Source organism: Winogradskyella sp. A2 (assembly GCF_046762865.1).
In the GTDB taxonomy this organism is placed as follows: Bacteria; Bacteroidota; Bacteroidia; order Flavobacteriales; family Flavobacteriaceae; genus Winogradskyella.
The window spans coordinates 304,071-322,449 of sequence record NZ_JBKQXM010000003.1 but is presented as its reverse complement, the minus strand read 5'-3'; the positions used below and the strand labels follow the sequence as shown (position 1 = coordinate 322,449).

Annotated in this window: 15 protein-coding genes; 2 read left to right on the top strand and 13 right to left on the bottom strand. The window is 34.1% G+C overall.

Annotated elements, in window-relative coordinates; genetic code table 11:
* Positions 1–4: 4 nt before the first annotated feature.
* The 7 genes from ACFWV9_RS07425 to ACFWV9_RS07395 all read right to left on the bottom strand — a co-directional run bounded on the left by ACFWV9_RS07425 (position 5) and on the right by ACFWV9_RS07395 (position 7,441).
* Positions 5–865: a family 16 glycosylhydrolase gene (locus ACFWV9_RS07425; protein ID WP_411894615.1), complete on the bottom strand. Its 861-nt coding sequence runs from the start codon at positions 863–865 to the stop codon at positions 5–7.
* 3 nt (positions 866–868) lie between these two features.
* Positions 869–1,255, bottom strand: a complete 387-nt coding sequence (locus ACFWV9_RS07420; protein ID WP_411894614.1) for a VOC family protein — start codon at positions 1,253–1,255, stop codon at positions 869–871.
* Between the two features lie 126 nt (positions 1,256–1,381).
* A complete protein-coding gene (locus ACFWV9_RS07415) occupies positions 1,382–2,908 on the bottom strand; it encodes a phospholipase D family protein (RefSeq protein ID WP_411894613.1) in 1,527 nt (508 codons plus the stop codon).
* 78 nt (positions 2,909–2,986) lie between these two features.
* Complete coding sequence (locus ACFWV9_RS07410; protein WP_411894612.1) at positions 2,987–4,345, bottom strand: ADP-ribosylglycohydrolase family protein; 1,359 nt, start codon at positions 4,343–4,345, stop codon at positions 2,987–2,989.
* A gap of 63 nt (positions 4,346–4,408) precedes the next feature.
* The gene (locus tag ACFWV9_RS07405) at positions 4,409–5,173 is read right to left on the bottom strand and encodes an endonuclease/exonuclease/phosphatase family protein (protein ID WP_411894611.1); all 765 of its coding nucleotides are present in this window, start codon (positions 5,171–5,173) and stop codon (positions 4,409–4,411) included.
* A 236-nt stretch (positions 5,174–5,409) separates the two neighbouring features.
* A complete protein-coding gene (locus tag ACFWV9_RS07400; protein WP_411894610.1) occupies positions 5,410–6,642 on the bottom strand; it encodes a M48 family metallopeptidase in 1,233 nt (410 codons plus the stop codon).
* Position 6,643: 1 nt separating this feature from the next.
* The gene (locus ACFWV9_RS07395; RefSeq protein WP_411894609.1) at positions 6,644–7,441 is read right to left on the bottom strand and encodes a TrmH family RNA methyltransferase; all 798 of its coding nucleotides are present in this window, start codon (positions 7,439–7,441) and stop codon (positions 6,644–6,646) included.
* A gap of 69 nt (positions 7,442–7,510) precedes the next feature.
* On the opposite strand from ACFWV9_RS07395, the gene ACFWV9_RS07390 reads away from it, so the two are divergent.
* The gene (locus ACFWV9_RS07390; protein ID WP_411894608.1) at positions 7,511–8,308 is read left to right on the top strand and encodes a DUF6503 family protein; all 798 of its coding nucleotides are present in this window, start codon (positions 7,511–7,513) and stop codon (positions 8,306–8,308) included.
* 53 nt (positions 8,309–8,361) lie between these two features.
* On the opposite strand, the gene ACFWV9_RS07385 is transcribed toward ACFWV9_RS07390, so the two are convergent.
* The 3 genes from ACFWV9_RS07385 to ACFWV9_RS07375 all read right to left on the bottom strand — a co-directional run bounded on the left by ACFWV9_RS07385 (position 8,362) and on the right by ACFWV9_RS07375 (position 13,858).
* Positions 8,362–9,675, bottom strand: coding sequence for an amidohydrolase family protein (locus ACFWV9_RS07385; RefSeq protein WP_411894607.1), 1,314 nt, complete (start codon positions 9,673–9,675; stop codon positions 8,362–8,364).
* Positions 9,676–9,679: 4 nt separating this feature from the next.
* Positions 9,680–12,673, bottom strand: coding sequence for an amidohydrolase family protein (locus tag ACFWV9_RS07380; RefSeq protein WP_411894606.1), 2,994 nt, complete (start codon positions 12,671–12,673; stop codon positions 9,680–9,682).
* Positions 12,674–12,787: 114 nt separating this feature from the next.
* Complete coding sequence (locus ACFWV9_RS07375) at positions 12,788–13,858, bottom strand: DUF3810 domain-containing protein (RefSeq protein WP_411894605.1); 1,071 nt, start codon at positions 13,856–13,858, stop codon at positions 12,788–12,790.
* Between the two features lie 88 nt (positions 13,859–13,946).
* Here ACFWV9_RS07375 and ACFWV9_RS07370 point away from each other — a divergent pair, with 88 nt between their 5' ends.
* Positions 13,947–15,407 carry an aminoacyl-histidine dipeptidase gene (locus ACFWV9_RS07370; RefSeq protein WP_411894604.1) on the top strand — a complete coding sequence of 487 codons (1,461 nt, stop codon included), beginning with the start codon at positions 13,947–13,949 and terminating at the stop codon, positions 15,405–15,407.
* A gap of 63 nt (positions 15,408–15,470) precedes the next feature.
* Here ACFWV9_RS07370 and ACFWV9_RS07365 read toward each other — a convergent pair whose 3' ends face one another.
* Genes ACFWV9_RS07365 through ACFWV9_RS07355 form a run of 3 tightly spaced genes read right to left on the bottom strand, consistent with a single transcriptional unit; the run spans position 15,471 to position 18,260 of the window.
* Entirely contained in the window at positions 15,471–16,670 is a 1,200-nt protein-coding gene (locus ACFWV9_RS07365) for a peptidylprolyl isomerase (protein ID WP_411894603.1), read from the bottom strand.
* A complete protein-coding gene (gldI, locus tag ACFWV9_RS07360) occupies positions 16,663–17,241 on the bottom strand; it encodes a gliding motility-associated peptidyl-prolyl isomerase GldI (protein ID WP_411894602.1) in 579 nt (192 codons plus the stop codon). The genes ACFWV9_RS07365 and gldI overlap by 8 nt, the downstream gene beginning before the upstream one ends.
* A complete protein-coding gene (locus tag ACFWV9_RS07355; RefSeq protein WP_411894601.1) occupies positions 17,238–18,260 on the bottom strand; it encodes a DHH family phosphoesterase in 1,023 nt (340 codons plus the stop codon). The genes gldI and ACFWV9_RS07355 overlap by 4 nt, the downstream gene beginning before the upstream one ends.
* Positions 18,261–18,379: the final 119 nt, after the last annotated feature.

The following is an 18,379-nucleotide window of genomic DNA, read 5'->3' as shown; positions in this document are numbered from 1 at the left end:
TAATCTAAGATTTTCTATACTCATGCTTTACCCAATCAACTTCCATAACCCATTCGCCTTCCATTGGTGAGTCAGTAATCTTAGCGAAATTTAGAATTGCAAACATTGGTTCCGGGTATTTATCGCCTTCACCTTCATTACGATAAACTTCTTTACCATCTAAACGGTATACTAAGTCTTTGCCTTCCCACTCTACAGAATACTCATGAAACTCATTTAGTGTAGCTGGGAAATTTCTGCGTTTACTTTGCCAGTCTCCTTTATCACATTCGCCCAAACTAACAATAGCACCAGTTGTAAATTCATCTTTCATGTGATCTCCATGATGTTCAAAAATATCTATCTCACCAGAGCCAGTTAATGGCCAGCAAATATTCTCATCTTCTTCTTGTACTGGAGATTCGTTATTCTGTGCACCTAATAACCACCATGCCGGAAACATACTTGCTTCTCCATTACTCGATAGTTTAAGGCGAGCTGTCCATTTGCCCTTTATAAACTCCTTGCGGTTTTTTGAGCAAATACGGCCAGCCACATATTCTGTGTCAGGATGTTGTTTACCATGCTTGTCTAAATTATCACAAGGTCGTTTTTCATCAATTTTTACAACCTTTATTTTTAATGTACCGTCACTTACTTCTCTAGTCCCATATTCTCCATCAGGAACATAGCAATGATTTTCATTATTAACCCAAATACGTTGGTCTTGCCAATTATCTGGATTAAAGGTTTCAAATTCATCCAGGAAATCTATTTCCCATGTGTCGGTCGTTTCTTGCATTGTTTTATTCGTTTTGTTTTCATCTTTACAACTATATACTGTAAGCAAAAGTGTAAGTATTATAATGGTTGGAATTCGTTTCATTTTTTATGGTTTGTAATTGTGTATTTGTTCTTCAAATTTTAAACTGTCCTTAAATGCACAGAGATTACCATCTGGATCATAGAATTTCGCAACTGTTCCCCAATTATGTTCTTGGTAATCTACTTTAATGCCTTTTGTTATTAATATATCTGCCATAGATTTTACATCTGGCACATTCATTCTTAAGCAGGTTTCTACACGCTCTGTCTGTGCAGATGAACCTATGGATTCATTATCATTCTCTACCATTAAATAAGAACTTCCAAATTCGAAACAGGTCAAACTTTTTGTTTCAAACATTTTGGTTAAACCTAGAATCTTCTCATAAAACGTCACACATTTTCTATAGTTTATTGTGTATAGAATAATACCTGTTCTATCGAATTTCATTAGCTGTTAGCTTGAGACAAATGGCAATAAATTATTTTCATTTTAAAGATATAAATTTCTCTTTAAAACTTAAAAGGTCGGAAACTTTTTAAACAGGGCAGACTAAATACTAACCTGTAAAAACCTTTATAGTATTTCCTTAGGTATAAGTTTTCGAGTCCAGGTTTTAAGTCTCTTGAATTTTTCTACTTCACCATCAGGATTATATGTTAATGTCGTTTCCCAAGCATTTTCTGGCTTAAACTCAATTTCCATACCCTCAATTACACCTTTTGCAATGTCTTTAGAGTTTACAACAACTAAACATTCAGTATTAAGGTTTGCACTCCTTGGATCTAGATTAAACGTGCCAATCACAGTAATTTCATTATCAATTACCATGGTTTTAGCATGCAATCCAAAAATTGGTTTATCAACTAATACATCTTGTAATTCACCTGTCATAATATCATTTCTAATTTGCGCATCAGGTCGGAATTCAAAGATTCTAACACCTGTATTTAGAAGGTCTTCTCGGCCAGATTGATAACCACTAAATGCTTCTACGTTGTCTGTACTTGCTAGACTATTGGTGAGTATACGTATTTTAACACCACGTTCTATGGCTTCTTTAAACAAGGATTGACTAAGTTCTGTAGTAATAAGGTAAGGCGTCTGTATGTCAATAGATGATTTTGCGTTTCTCACAAGCTCTATAAGTTTGTCAGTAGATGCTCCGCCACCACCTAAGCCCATATTACCATCATTCTTTCCTGGTTTATCAGAAACAAAGTCTACGTCTTCCAACCAAACTAAATTACCCGATGATTCAATAGCTTTAAAAGCTTCTGGGAGGGTTTTGATACGTTCTCTAACTTGAGGCCAAAAATTCTCAGGATTACATGCATATTCATGTAAGTTTTCAAATCTATTATCTGCCGTTAAGTTCTCAGGCTTATCATTGATAACCTCAGTAACGTCTTTACTTAACTCATTATTCCAAAATTCATTAAAGGATGCCTCCACCTTATTTGATGCTCTACCAAGTAATAAAATATCTCTATCTCTAAAGTTGTATTGATGGTCATAATCAAAATATTCATCTGCAATATTGCGACCTCCTGTAATAACTACCTTACCGTCTACAATAAAGGTTTTATTATGCATACGTTGATTAGCCGATCTGAACTCTGTTGTAAATTTCTCTATTTTTTGAAAAATGTTCTTTCCTAAGTTAACTCCCGGATTGTATATTTTTACTGATATATTTTCGTGTGAATTAAACACTAATATATCTTCTGCATCAGCATCGACCATAATATCGTCAACAAGAATACGTACTTTAACACCTCGGTCTGCCGCTCTTATCAAATAGTCGCAAGCAATTAAACCTACATTATCAGTTGAGAATATAAAATATTGAATATCAATGGTTTTTTCTGCATACTCACTTAGCCAAGCTCTAGCTACCATAGAACCACTTCCATCCTCCAATACATAAACTCCTGTTTGAGTTTTCATCTTTGTAGCGACATCTTCAAGTTCATTAGCAAGAGTCGTTGAGTCGTTTCTGTGAATACTTGAGCAAAAATCCGTTTGGACTGTTAAATAGGATTCTTTTTTACAACCAAAAACTAAAATTAAAATTATAAAGAAATAGTTTTTAATTTTCATTAAGTGAAAGCAATAATTAATAACTTTTTGAAGATACAGAATAAGTATTTAAAATTATGGAATAAAGTAATTGATTATTTATTTAAGATTTAAATTTATTTCTTTATCCACTGGGATAATCCATATGTTTTTTTCAGAGTTAAATACACCTCCAATTTCTTCTAAAATGACCATATCTGTTATAATTAAGCCTTTATGGGCCATATTTTCAAATGTGTCCATCCCATTATTAGGGAAGTTTTGCCTCGTCCTATGAATATTAAATCGATTAGAAAATTTTCTTTTGAAAGTACTTTCTATTCCATCTTTTCCAATCATAAAACCAATTAAACCTCCCCATGTTGCCGTTGGATTGTCAGAGTCCCATCCCGCAAGTGTTCCAATTTTTATAGTGTTTTTTAAATCACCTTCTCCGTAAAATAAACTAACTAAGCTAGCAGCAAAGTTAATACCAGCAGCAAAGCAACCATTACAATATAAGTTTTGAGAAGTAATGTTATAACCATCTTCTTCATTTACTTGATACTTGTAATAAATTGAATCTCTTGTTTGTTCCCAAGGGAGTCCTGATTTGTATAATTTTAGTGTATAGTCAAACATTTTGGCTGGATAAGAACTGTCAATAAGGATTTGTCTAGCTTTATTAGCCATCCAATTAATTCTTTCCTTCATGGTTTTGTCAGTTTCCAGAGAGGCTAAAGCATACATGGTAACATAAAATTTTGAAATATCTTCGGATTCTTTTCGTGCAGTAGTTTGAATGGGTAAATGAGCAATTTTAGTTGCGATATCGGGTCTAGCAGGTGAAAAAAAACCAAAAATTTCAGTTGTTAATTGAGCATCTATCATAGCGAAATGCTCATTCTTTTCAGGGTTTCCTGTTTCCGGAGGATAAATACCATCTTGCATTAAATCAAATGCCTTTTGATTGGATACCCATAGATAGTTTTCTTCTTCTGATTTTATATATTTTAACCAACCATTTCGTATTTGCTCAGGGGATAGTAAACTAGTCTTATTAGTATAAAGAAGATGCTGATAAATATATTCAATATCCGTATCGTCATCTGCACCCCAAACTTCATCAATGTCTTTAAATACAAAATCTATGTTAGGAGAGAGGTCACTAGGGATTCCTTCTCCCCAAATGCTAGGTTGATCAGGTTTACCCCAGTCTGCTCTGGTATAGAAATCACCGGTTTTAATTTCACCGATGTTGCCTATTTTATCCATCTCGGTCACAAGACCTGTCCAGTTCGCTATGCATTGTCCCAACCAAAAACCATATAACTGATCTTTATATTTATCTCGTGAAATATTGACGAATGCACCTTTTTCTTGTAAAATAGAATTCTCATTTAAATCATTTTTATTAGACTCTGTTTTACAGGATAGTAGAGCAATAAAAGATATTAATATTATGGTATTGATTTTCATGAGTTTTGATAAGGTTAGTGTAAACTATAATACGCTTTTTAAGTGCCGTATTTCTTTTGAATTTTAATTCAAATATTCTAATTCTATTAACACCGGTAAATGATCTGACAGGTAATTATTGTCCTTCATCTTATCATCAATATGTCTGTAAGTATTAACCTTTAGATTTTTTATAAAAATATAGTCTATTCTCCTTTGTGCTTTGGTGTTTATCTTAAACCCTGTAAAAGTACCAATTGGTCCATAAATACCATTTTTAGCCTTTTTCGCCCCATCTTCCAATTCTTTAGTTATCAATTTTATGGGTTTACTATTTGGTTCTGAATTAAAATCTCCCAAGAGGATTACTGGAAAACCATTTTTGTTTATTTCTTTTATTTTATTCAGTATTAATTCGGAAGATTTTTCCCTAGCTATTTTACCTATATGATCATAATGTGTATTAAATATCAGGATTTTATTATTATTGATTTTATCTTGAAACAAGCCATAAGTACAAATACGTTCCATTGAAGCATCCCAACCAACTGAAACCCTGTTATCTCTTTGTGAAAGCCAGAAAGTGGACTCATTTACCAGTGACAATTGATTGTTATCGTAATAGATAGCACAAAACTCTCCTTTTGCTTTTCCATCATCTCTTCCTACTCCGATTCTTGAATAATTTGTAAGATTGTCATCAAGATAGTTTAATTGATGTTCCATAGCTTCCTGGACCCCTAATATTCTTGGTTCATAGTATTCAATTAAATTTACTATACCTTGTTTTCTATTTTCCCATTTATTCAATCCATCTTGTTCATTATCAAATCTAATATTATATGTCATAATTTTTTGATTCTGACTATATAAGGGACTCGTGGCACCCGCCATTAGTAATGTGCATATTAAGAACTTATAGATAATGTTCATGAAATTGATATTATTATAATGTGGTGTTTGTGTATGATTTTGTTATGATGCGTCAGCTATGTTTTGATAGCTTATTTTAAATATAATCAAATGTTATGAATTTTAACTTTTGGTATGAGATGGTTTTATTTGTTTATTTAATTAGCTACACTTTATTTCCTCAAATTTTTTACGCGATCAAAAAGCGTTGGATGCGAGTAGTGCATAAACACATAAGCCTTATGAGGTGTTAAATTGCTTAGGCTATTTTTGGAGAGTTTTTTTAAGGAGGTAATCAGTGGTTCAGCCTTATAAGTAGTTTTAGCATAATCGTCTGCTTGATACTCAAATACACGTGATACATAATTCATTATCAAACCTGTAAGTTCTGAAATAGGTGAGTAGAGTAGACCAAAGGTAATCAGCCCAACATGAAAACTTGGTGTTTCTACACCTATGGCATTAGATAACAATGGGTTTGAAATAAAAATGGAGAGAATATACAGTGTTAAACCAGTTAGTAAGATTGAGGATGTTAAGTTAAAAATGATATGTTTACGTTTATAATGACCAACCTCATGAGCTAATACAGCAACTATTTCTTCATCATCTAAATCATTAATCAATGTATCGTAAAGTGTGACTCTTTTTTCACTACCGAAACCAGAGAAATAGGCATTGGCTTTTGTACTTCGTTTAGAACCATCTATCACAAATATTTTATTTAGGCTAAATCCTACGGACTTGGCGTAATCAGATATTTTTTGTCGCAATTCTCCCTCCTCCAAAGGTTGCTGTTTATTGAACATTGGTACAATGAGTTTTGAATAGAACATATTCATAAACACTGTAAATACAGTAACTATTCCCCAAGCATAAAGCCAAAATTGATTTCCAGTTATTTGATAAAACCAAATAACAGTAGCTAAGATGCCACCTCCTAATATAGCCATCATAATTAGACCTTTAAGCTTATCTAAAACAAAGGTCTTTTTTGTGGTTTTATTGAAACCGAATTTTTCTTCTATTACAAAAGTCTTGTAATAAGCGAATGGTGCAGTAATAACATCACTGGCAATCATAATAATACCAAAGAATAATAATCCGATTATGATAGGATTATCTGAAACACTTCTGGCCAAATTGTCTACATATTCAAAACCATCTAAAAGTAAGAATGTAAGTGTAAGTGCAAATGAGAATAATGATGTCCAAAGGTTAAATCCGTAATTGGTGGCTTTGTATGCTTGTGATTTTGCATAATCGTCTTCATCATAAACATCACGTAACTCTTCGGGTATTGGATCATTATAGTGCTTTGCATTAAGTGAATCGAGAATTTTATCTTTTATAAAATTGATGGTAATGATACCTATGATTATGTAGAAGAGTATATCTGCAGTCATATTATTTAAAATCGCGTTGTCTTTTGGCTTCAAAAATAAGGATTCCTGCAGCAACTGACACGTTCATAGAGTCTATAATTCCTTGCATTGGTATTCTAATTTTAACTTTAGCTGCATCTCGCCAATCTTGAGTTAAACCCGTAGCTTCAGTACCTACAACTATTGCCGTAGGTAATGTGTAATCTTGAGTGTGGTAGGGCTCTGATTCTTGTAATATTGCAGAAAATATATTGAAGTTGTATTTGTTTAAATATTCAATGGCATCATTGTTACTAGCCATAGCGATTTCTGTAGTGAAAACACAACCGACACTAGACCTAATGACATTTGGATTGTAAAGATCAGACTTAGGATTGGCAATAATCACAGCATCAACATTGGCAGCATCGGCAGTTCGAAGCAATGCACCAATATTTCCTGGTTTTTCAGGAGCTTCAGCAACAATTATTAAAGGATTCTTAGAGGTGAGTTTTAATTCTTCTAAGGTATGTGGTTTTGCATGTACAATAGCTACAACCCCTTCAGTTGTATCTCTATGTGCTAATTTTTGAAAAACGTCCTTGGAGATTTCAATAATATCAATCCCATATTGAGACATGGCTCTTGCCTCACTTTCAGAAAACAAATCAGGATAAAACAATAGCGTTTCAATTTTATAACCACCTTTAATTGCTAATGAGAGCTCACGCTTACCTTCAATAAGAAATTGCCCTTTTTTCTTTCGTTCACGCCCTTTATCTTTTAATAGAACTAATTGTTTTATTAAAGGATTTTGAGTGCTTGTAATCGCTTTTATCATAATTACAGCAAAAGTAATGTAATTTTAGAGTTTGGTTAACGTCAAATACACCAAACCAAAAATTAAGACGTGAAAAACATTCTAAGAATATTTCTAATTGCTACAATCTTAGTTGCTTGTAAAAATGAATCAAAGATTGAGACAACTGAAATTCAAGAAATAAATAAAGAAGACATAACCACAAGTATTTATCCTGAGGCTATAACAAAAGTATTCAATGCGCATGGTGGTATTGACCAATGGAATAAAATGCAAACTTTGTCTTTTACGATGAATAAGCCAAACGGCAAAGAAGTTACTACAACACATATAAGAAATAGGGCAGAACATATTGATACGCCAACCTATACTATGGGATTTGATGGTAATGTTTTGTGGGTTATTGAAAAAGATGGAAATGAGTATAAAGGCAATGCTAAATTTTATAAAGGTCTAATGATGTACTTCTATGCGATGCCATTTATACTTGGTGATAGTGGTATTATTTATGAAGACACTGAACCGTTAACTTTTGAAGGGAAGATTTATCCTGGGATTTTAATTTCTTACGAAGCTGGTATCGGAGAATCGCCAGATGATCAATACCTTGTATATTTTGATGAAGAAACAGGGCAAATGCAGTGGTTAGGTTATACTGTAACTTTTGGAAAAGATGGTAAGAGTAAAGACTTTTATTTTATCCGTTATAACAACTGGCAAACAGTAAATGGATTGGTATTACCTAAAAGTATTGATTGGTATAAATATGAAAACAACTTACCAACTGAAAAAAGAAATACAATTGAGTTTATAGACATTGTAGTGAGCGAGAAAGCTCCAGATTCAAGTTTGTTTACAATGCCTGAAGGCGCTTATGCTATAGAGTAGAAGAATAAATAATAAAACTAAAAAAGCGAGCTATTAAGCTCGCTTTTTTAGTTTTAATCTTCAATGCCATACTTCTTGGCGTAGCGTTGCCAGAGTTCAGTTTGATGTGATTCTAAACTTAGTTTTCTACCGTTAATAAAAGCATGATGTATAATATTTGATCTCATATCTAAAGCATCACCTTCACTTATAAAAAGTGTAGCACTTTTACCTTCTTCTAAGGTACCATACATATCATCAATACCTAATATCTTAGCTGGGTTTTCTGTGATGAGCTGCAGTGCTTGTTCTTTTGTTAAGCCATAAGCAACCGTTGTACCTGCATAGAACGGAAGATTACGGGAATTCATACGTTCCATTTGTCCGCTAGGCTCTAAGGCAACTAAAACACCTCCATCAACCAATTGTTTTGCAAGCTTAAAAGGTAAATCATAGTCATCATCTTCTGCATTTGGTCTAGTATGTACTCGTCTTAAAAATACAGAAACATTGTTCTGCTTCAAGAAACTTGTCATATTGCCAGCTTCATATGCACCAACTATGGTAATTTGTTCGACACCTTGAGCTTTAGCAAAGTTCACAGCATCTGTAATTCCTTTTTCATCATTTGCATTGATATATAGTCGCTTAGTGCCATCAAATACTCCTGCCATACCTTCAAAAGGTAAATGCACCTCTTTTTTTGTTCCGTTATTGTAGCTTTTCGCTTCCTTAAAGTAATTCTCTAATTCTTTGACCTGCTTGGCATAATTTTTATTTGGTTTTAGACCTGGATCTTCACCTAACCACCAACGTCCTCTACTAAAACTATTTGGCCAGTTAATGTGCAGGCCATTATCCATTTTTATTGAAGCATCTTCCCAGTTCCATGCATCGTACTGAACTACAGAAGAGGTTCCGGTAATACGTCCACCTCTAGGAACTACTTGTCCTAAAAGCACACCATTTGGTCTCATGGATTCTACAATCTTAGATTCTGCATTATATGCTATAATACTTCTAATATGAGGATTGTAAGTTCCAAGTTCAGACAAATCATTTGATGCCTTTACTGCATCTACTTCAACTAATCCTAAGGTGCCATTGGCTACAATAAAACCTGGATATACGTGCTTGCCTTTAGCATCCATAACATCCATTGCTTGTAAGGTTACAGCATTTGGTTGGCTGTTATCTAATACTCTAGAAATTTTACCATTACTTAAAATGATTAAACTGTTTTCTATAACAGTACCATTACCAACATGTGCTGTAGCACCAACTATAGCAATATCTTTGGTTTGCTCTGGAGCTGGAGTTTGTTGTGCTATACAAAATGAGAAACACAACAGCATTAATACGAGGTTTATATGTTTTAAGGTTTTCATCGTTTTACTTTTTTTCAGTTGTGTTAAAATCCATTGAGTCACAGTGTAACAACACTTTTTCCTTTTTCTTAACTGGCTGTGTTTTTAGCCCCTTGTTTTTATCTTGAAGCATCATATTTACCAATGTGCTTTTTTCTTTTTTCATAGCTTCACGCATTTGCTTGTCTTTGGCTATATCAAAATAAGTAATACCTTCTATAATTGTTTTTTCTGCTTTTGCATAAATAGACAATGGATGGTTAGACCATAACACAACATCAGCATCCTTGCCCACCTTAATACTACCCACACGTTCATCTAAATGCAAAAGTTTAGCAGGATTGAGAGTTACAAACTTAAGCGCATCCTCTTCACTAACACCTCCATATTTTACCGATTTTGCGGCTTCTTGATTTAATCGACGAGACATTTCAGCATCGTCACTATTTATTGCTGTAACCACACCAGCTTTATGCATAATTGCAGCATTGTATGGAATAGCATCGTTTACTTCGTATTTGTAAGCCCACCAGTCACTGAAAGTAGAACCTCCCACGCCATGTGCTTTCATTTTATCAGCTACTTTATAACCTTCAAGAATGTGTGTGAATGTATTAATGTTAAAATCAAATTTCTCAGCCACTTTCATTAACATGTTAATTTCACTTTGAACATAAGAATGACAAGAAATAAAGCGTTCTTTATTTAAGATTTCTGCCAATACCTCCATTTCGGTATCCTTGCGGTAAGGTTTTCCGCTTTTCTTTAATTCGTCATAGGCTTTTGCTCTGCTGAAGTAGTCCATATAAACCTGTTCTACACCCATTCTAGACTGCGGGAAACGCACATTAAATCTACTACGTGATTGTTTAACATTTTCACCTAAAGCAAACTTTATAAACTTCGGTGAGTTGTCATATATCAAATCATCAGCCGATTCACCCCATTTTAATTTTATGATAGCTGAGCGTCCTCCAATTGGATTGGCACTACCATGTAAAATTTGAATAGAGGTAACACCACCAGCTAGGTTACGGTAGATATCAATATCCTCATCATCAAGTACATCTTCTATGGTAACTTCTGCCGAAGAGTTGTGACCACCCTCGTTAATTGAAGCTGCTGCGATATGTGAATGTTCATCAATAATACCTGCAGTTATATGTTTGCCAGTAGCATCAATCACTTTGGCATTTCTAGAATTTAGGTCTTTACCAACTTTCTCTATTTTTCCGCCCTTAATTAAAAGATCCATATTTTCTAAAACTCCATCAGCTTCGTTCGTCCAAATAGTAGCGTTTTTAAATAATAAAGTCTCTGACTGTGGTTTTTCTGTAAATCCGTATGCCAAGTTAGGGTAAGTAACAGGACTCATGTAAGGGTCTTTAGAAACATCTTCCTTCTTCTCTTTCATTTCCTTGTCCGTTTCCGTTTTGGCATTTTTAACTTCCTTACTTGCGTAAAATGACAGTTCATTGCCATTTGGCATGGTAGCTTTACCATTAAGGCTATTACCACTTGCTGCGTTGGCAACAATTCTTATGAATTCTTTCTTGGTACTGTCGGCTGTTTTAAAGGTCATGGTTACCCAATCATCTTTGTAACTCATTTTAGTGCCTAGTTCTTTATCACTACTCACCAATTTAGCTTTAGGTTTGGATGCACTTCCAGAAATATTAAGTTGATAAATATTACCTGCAAGTTTAAAGTTAAAATCACCATCAATATCTCTGATGGTCATATCTGCTATAATATGAGGTGTACCCTGTACCCAATTTTCATAGAGTTTTGTTTTCTTGTCGAAGATATCACCACTAGTAATTAAAAAGTTGGCATAGCTACCAGCTTTTAATGTCCCTAACTCGTTAGATTTTCCTAAAAGTCCTGCAGGAACGGTAGTAAGGGCCTCAAGTGCTTTTTGTTTTGATAAACCACTTTCAATTGCCTTCATTAAATTATCCTTGAAGGTTTTTTTAGATTTTAAACCGTGTGTTGTTAAGGCGAAGTTCACACCATTCTCAGCTAATAATCTTGGGTTATGAGGTTCTTGGTTCCATGCGCGCATATCACTTAGTGATAAAGTCTTTGCTAAGAAGGCATTATCAACATCATAAGCCAACTGAAAGTCTAGAGGAAGAATCAGTGTTGCATTTGTGGTTTTGATTTCATCGATGCGCTCATACTCGTCACCACCACCAACAATGGTATATTGAATATTAAATTGATCTCCGACTTTATCAGCGCGCATTATATTAGCTCTACTATTCGCTTCAAAAATTTGTAGTAAGTTTTTATTACCGTTTAAGGCTTCTAGAGATAGATCTCTTGTGTCGACATTTCCATTAGCATACCATTTTGCATCATTGTACATCTGTCTTAATAATGCCATGCTTCCCATTAAAGAAGAAGGATAAGATTGACGAGATGCTAAACTTTTACTAAATGACAAATGCTGTGATGTTTCACCATCAACAACACGCATAGAATTGTCTGCATTGTTGTTAAGCGCAATCAAGGCACCAGTTCCTCTAACGATACCATCTGGCATGTGTGTATTTACAACACCAAATCCAAGTTTGTGCATTTCTGTTGCAGACTTGTCGTCGTATTTAAAACTTGCCATAACATCTTGTTCTGGCATAATATGATCATTCCAGTAAAAACCACTTCTACTGGCTTCATATTGTGGTAAATTACCTGTAGCTCTTTTAGGTTTTTTTACACCAAATGAGGTGTAGATATCAATGAATGAAGGGTAAATTTCTTTCCCGTCGAGATCGATGATTGTTGTATTATTTGGAATTGATACTGTTTTCCCAACACTAATTACTTTGCCTTCTTTTATTAAAAGTGTACCACTGTCAATTACTTCTGTTGGTGATACATGAATTTTGGCATTTGTGAATGCCATGTAATTAGTGTTATTGGCAATTACTCCAGAGTTGCTAGGAAAGTAATCTTGCGCTAATAACGAAAAACTGCACATGAAGATGAGCAGCCGTAAATAAATTTTTATCATAAAAAAATGGTTAGTTAAATAAGATTTTTAAAGATAGGAATATAAGACCAGTCTCTACTTTTTGTTAAGAATTTTTAACGTTTAAGAGCAGTGTTTAAATATGAATTCACCAAATTATAGCGGTCTATCTTCAAAATAGTTGACCAACAAAGCGACAACGTAATTATAACTTTTCATGCCATTGGCCTGATTATTTACCTTTAAAAAACTGTCAAATGTTTTTTCAAATAATGGCTCAAGAGGATTTTCATAATCCATCCAAAAAGTTTGTATTTCTTGATAATTTCTAATGATACCATAATTCACCTTCGGGAGAATATTATAATAAATTTCTGAATCTCTTCTAAACAATTCGGCTAGGCAATATCTTAACGCGAAAGTATAACCAGCATATTTAAAATAGTCATCTTTATTATGAATAGCTGCTAAACTACCTATAAAATTGGCTTCATTCTCCGCAGCATATCCTAATTGATGTGCAACTTCGTGGCATGAGGTCGTTGGGAATTTATAAGTAGGGATTAATCCATCTACTTGTGCTTCATTGGTAAAAGGGTTGAGGTAGCCCGAAAACCCCATATAAGTTAAGGGTAGGCTATAAAAAGACTTTTTAATACTAGTTGGATTGTACTTTAAATGTGGAAAGGTTTTGGCAAGTTCATCATAACCATCAATAACCATATTAAATATTTCAGGTTTTGAGTATGGTATTTCAACTTTTAATGAATCATCTTCTGGACTTAATTTTTTATGGAAGCTATTCGATTTTTCAATTAAACGTTCAGTAAAATCAACAAGAGCATTGGTTGTATATTCAGCTTTAATATCTAAAGACTTGTAAAGTGGTTGTCTGTAGTAATTAAATGCCCAAAGAATATGGAAAGAAATGAAAGTTATTGCTAATGTCGCTACAATATCTAATATCCAATTTAGTGTATCATTCACAATTCGCTTACGATTAAGAATGATCCATCTTATAATGTAAATTGAGGCAATAGTATAAAATACATCTCCAATAGAAAAAGGAAGCCAACCAAAGGCATAGCGCATTAATTTAGAAAGGAAAACATATAAACCATGGCTGTAATATTGCTCAACAAATTCGGGATAATGTTTTAATACATTATTCAAGATAATTTGTATACCGAGGAGTATGGATAAAACAAGTCTTTTGTTTTTTAGCATGACTCAAAAATAAGCAAAACTAATGGTCTAGTAAATCCATACAAATGCATCTTGTTTTGTAATTTTGTATTTCTAAAAATTGAGAGATATGAGTGCAGAAATAAGAGCATTAGAACCAAAGGAATTATGGAATAAATTTGCCGATTTAAATGATGTACCACGACCTTCTAAAAAAGAAGAACGTGTTATTCAGTTTATGAAAGATTTTGGTGCGAAATTAGGTTTAGAGACCATTGAAGATGAGGTAGGCAATGTGATTATCCGTAAACCTGCATCACCAGGTATGGAAAATAGAAAAGCAATTGTAATGCAATCGCATTTAGATATGGTTCATCAAAAAAATAACGACACTGTTTTTGATTTTGACACTCAGGGCATTGAAATGTTTGTAGAAGGGGATTGGGTAAAGGCCAAAGGAACAACTTTAGGCGCAGATAATGGGCTAGGAGTGGCTACCATAATGGCAGTATTGGAAAGTGATACTATTGTGCATCCTGATTTAGAAGCCTTATTTACAATTGATGAAGAAACTGGTATGACAGGTGCTAAAGGTCTTAAAGGTGGAATTCTAAGAGGTGAAATTCTACTGAATTTAGATACCGAAGAAGATGATGAGATTGGTGTAGGTTGTGCTGGTGGTGTAGATGTAACAGCTACAAAAACCTATGAGGAAGAAAACGTCCCTCAGGACTTTATTGCTTATAACATTGAAGTTAAGGGTTTACAAGGTGGTCATTCTGGTATGCAAATCCATGAGGGACTGGGTAATGCGAATAAGATTATGAATAGACTGTTGTATTCTGTCATTAATGCCATCCAAATTACTGAAATTGATGGAGGTAGTTTACGTAACGCCATTCCAAGAGAAAGCTCAGCTATTGTAGTATCTCATAAGAATAATGATAGGTTTATTGAGTCCAGTTTACTCGAAATAGTTGAAAGAATTAAAATGGAATTAAAGACTAAAGAGCCTGACTTAGAAATCAATTTTAACACAATTGAAATGCCATTAAAAATGGTTAATCAGGATTTGAGTCAAAATCTAATTAAGGCAATTTATGCTGCACATAATGGCGTTTATCGTATGAGCCCGGATATACCAGATTTGGTAGAGACTTCTAATAATATAGCAAGAGTAATTGTAAAGGATGGTAAAATTAAAATAGGGTGTTTAACTAGAAGTTCTGTGGAGAGTTCAAAAGCAGATTTAGCAAATGCGCTGACTTCTACTTTTGAACTAGCAGGATGCAAAGTTGAATTATCTGGTGATTATCCTGGTTGGGCACCTAATATGGATTCAGACATTTTAAAGGTAATGGTTCCAATTTATGAGCGCATAAATAATGGTGAGAAGCCACATGTTGCCGCATGCCATGCAGGATTAGAATGTGGTATTCTTGGAACAAACTATCCGAATATGGATATGATTAGTTTCGGCCCAAATATTAAAGGCGCACATTCACCAGACGAGCGCGCACAGATTTCATCTGCCCTGAAGTATTGGAAGTTTGTTTTAGAGATATTAAAGAATATACCCAAAGCCAGTTAACTAAAAGCCATAATAAAAAAAGCAGCGATTTCGCTGCTTTTTTTATTTCTATTTTTTCGGAAATTATTCTTTAATACTTACCAATTCAATATCAAATACAAGGTTAGTGCCACCTGGTATTACAGGAGCTCTTCCTGCATCACCATAGCCTAAATAGTAAGGTATAAAAACTCTTGCTTTATCTCCTATTTTCATGTTAAGCATTGCTTCTCTGAAACCTGCAACCAAACTTGCTGTTTCGTTATAAGGCATCGCAAAAGGCTCATAGTAACCTGCTTTGTCTTGACGCTCATCATACTTGCCATTCTTTTCGGCAACATCTTTCCAAGTTGTCCAAAATAAGGTGCCATCTTCAAAATACCCTGCACAATCAATATTTACACTTTGTGTAGCTGATGGTTTAACACCATTACTTTCGTGTGTAAAAATCATTGCCATACCTGTTGGTGAGTCAATTCTACGACCGTCTAAGGCTTCGTTTTTCTTCAACCAATCCTCTTTAGCCGTTCTCGCTAATTCTTCAGATTTCTTCTTAGCTTCTGACCTGATTGACATAAATTTAGCTTCAACCTTTGGCATTTCTTCTTCAAAAACTTTAGGCGCATCAAAGAACTTAGCATCACTTCCTTTTCTAACAATATTTATCTTCTCAATTACGACATCTACTTCTGGCTTATTTCTAGCTCCTACCTTAACGTTAGAAATGGAGTCCTGCACCTCTAATCCCATTACTAGTTCTCCAAAAACAGAATGGCAACTTATACCAGGTTGATCACATGGTTTTAAATTACCATTAGCATCATAAATATCTCCTCTTGGGTATGGTCTTTCAGTTATAAAAAACTGACTCCCATTAGTATTAATACCACCAGCATTTGCCATAGATAAAATTCCTGGTTTATCATGTTTTAAGTCTGGGCTAAAATCAGCTGCAAACTGATATCCAGGAGTACCAGTTCCAACACCTAAGGGATCACCACCTTGAATCATAAAATTATTCATTACTCTATGAAATATAAGACTGTCATAGAATGGTTTTCCTTGATATTTTTCTTCAGCCATAGGATGGTTTCCTTCAGCCAGAGCCACAAAATTAGCTACAGTTACTGGGACCTTATCATAATGCAATTTCGCGATCATTGTTCCTTTTGTAGTTATAATCTCGGCATAAAGTCCATCTTCTAAATCAGGATAACGTTCTTGGCAAGAAATATTTGCCAAAACGAGTAATACAACAAATGCTGTAAGCGCTTTTCTAATCATTGTTTTTATTTATATTATTTAATGTTACTTCACAAATCAATGGGACATTAGTCCCTATTTTATTTTCATCACCATAATAACCATATGCTATTTGAGATGGAAAAATAAAGGTTACACTTTCTGAGGGTTTCATTAGTTTTAAGCCTTCACGCAAACCCGTAAATAGCTCTTCCTTATCCATGATATAAGTCTTGCTTTCAGATGCATAAATTTCTGAACCCTCAAGATTTGATACACTGAAGTCAAAATCAATAACATCGCCAAACATAGGTGTTAAGGTGTCTGATTCGATTTTATTAGTATAATAATACCAAAATCCATTTTCTGAGGCTATGTAATCTTTGTCAGGATTACTTTGCATGATGGACTCAATCATTTTTTGTTCTAAAGCATTGAGTTTTTTATTCCGTTCTGCAGATTCTTTTAAGAAAGAACCAGATTGCACGGACTCTGGCATTCTAGCTTCGGGAGACTTACAACTAAAAGTAATTAAAACTAGTAATATGAAGTATAGGTTTTTACGCACCACACATACATTTACCTTATCGTGTTTGTGGATTTTAGATTTCATGTTTGGGACAATTGTTCTTTATATTGTGGTAATATACTAATAAAATTATCAATGGTGCTTTTTAGGCTGGTATGGCTACGTCCGCCGGCTGCGTTGGTATGCCCACCTCCATTAAAATGTTTTCTTGAAAACTCATTTACTGAAAAGGCTCCTTTACTACGTAATGAAATTTTTATGATGCTTTCTACTGTGTTCTCAATAAATATTCCTGCGAATATGATCCCTTTTAAGGATAAAGCATAATTGACAAAACCTTCGGTATCCCCTTTCTTAAAGTTAAACTCATCTAATTCGGCCTGAGAAAGTGTAATGTATGCGGTTCTCATTTCCGGGATAACTTGTAGGTTTTGCAAGGCTTTACCTAATAATTGCAAACGACCATAGCTGTTGGTATCGTATACGTTATTATGAATTTCAGAATTGTTAGCACCTTTATCAATAAGTGTTGCAATTACTTGGTGTGTTCTACTTGTTGTAGATAAAAAACGGAAAGAACCAGTATCAGTCATTATACCAACATATAAACATGTAGCAATGGTAGTATCTATTTTTTCGCCATCACCGAGCATTTCTATGAAATTAAAAACCATTTCGGACGTAGAAGACATGCTTACGTCTGAGTAGGTATATTTAGCGTAATCATCTGGTTGCTGATGATGGTCTATCATTATTTTTGTGCCAGTTGCTAATTCTAGAACTTTACCATAGTCGTTGCCAGCTCTGTGCAACGCATTAAAATCCAAGGTGAAGATAAGATCTGCTTGTTCAATTAGTTCTGTGCATTCTTCAGCTTGGGTTTCAAATATTAAAACTTTCTCGTCACCGGGTAACCATTTTAAAAACTCAGGATAATCATTAGGTGCAATCACTTTAGCATTATGATTATACATTTTCAAATAGTGGTAGAGACCAAGTGTAGAACCCATGGCATCACCATCTGGACTTTTATGTGGCACAATGACCACATTTTTAGGTGTTTTTAAAAGTGATTTTATTTCTGAGATATGCGCTTTAATCATAGTTGGCGAAGATACAATTTTTTATAATTTCAGTACTGATTTTTAGATTTTGTAATGATAAAGATTTATTAAAATTAGGGACTTGATAAATTAAAGAATTACATTACTTTTGCACCACA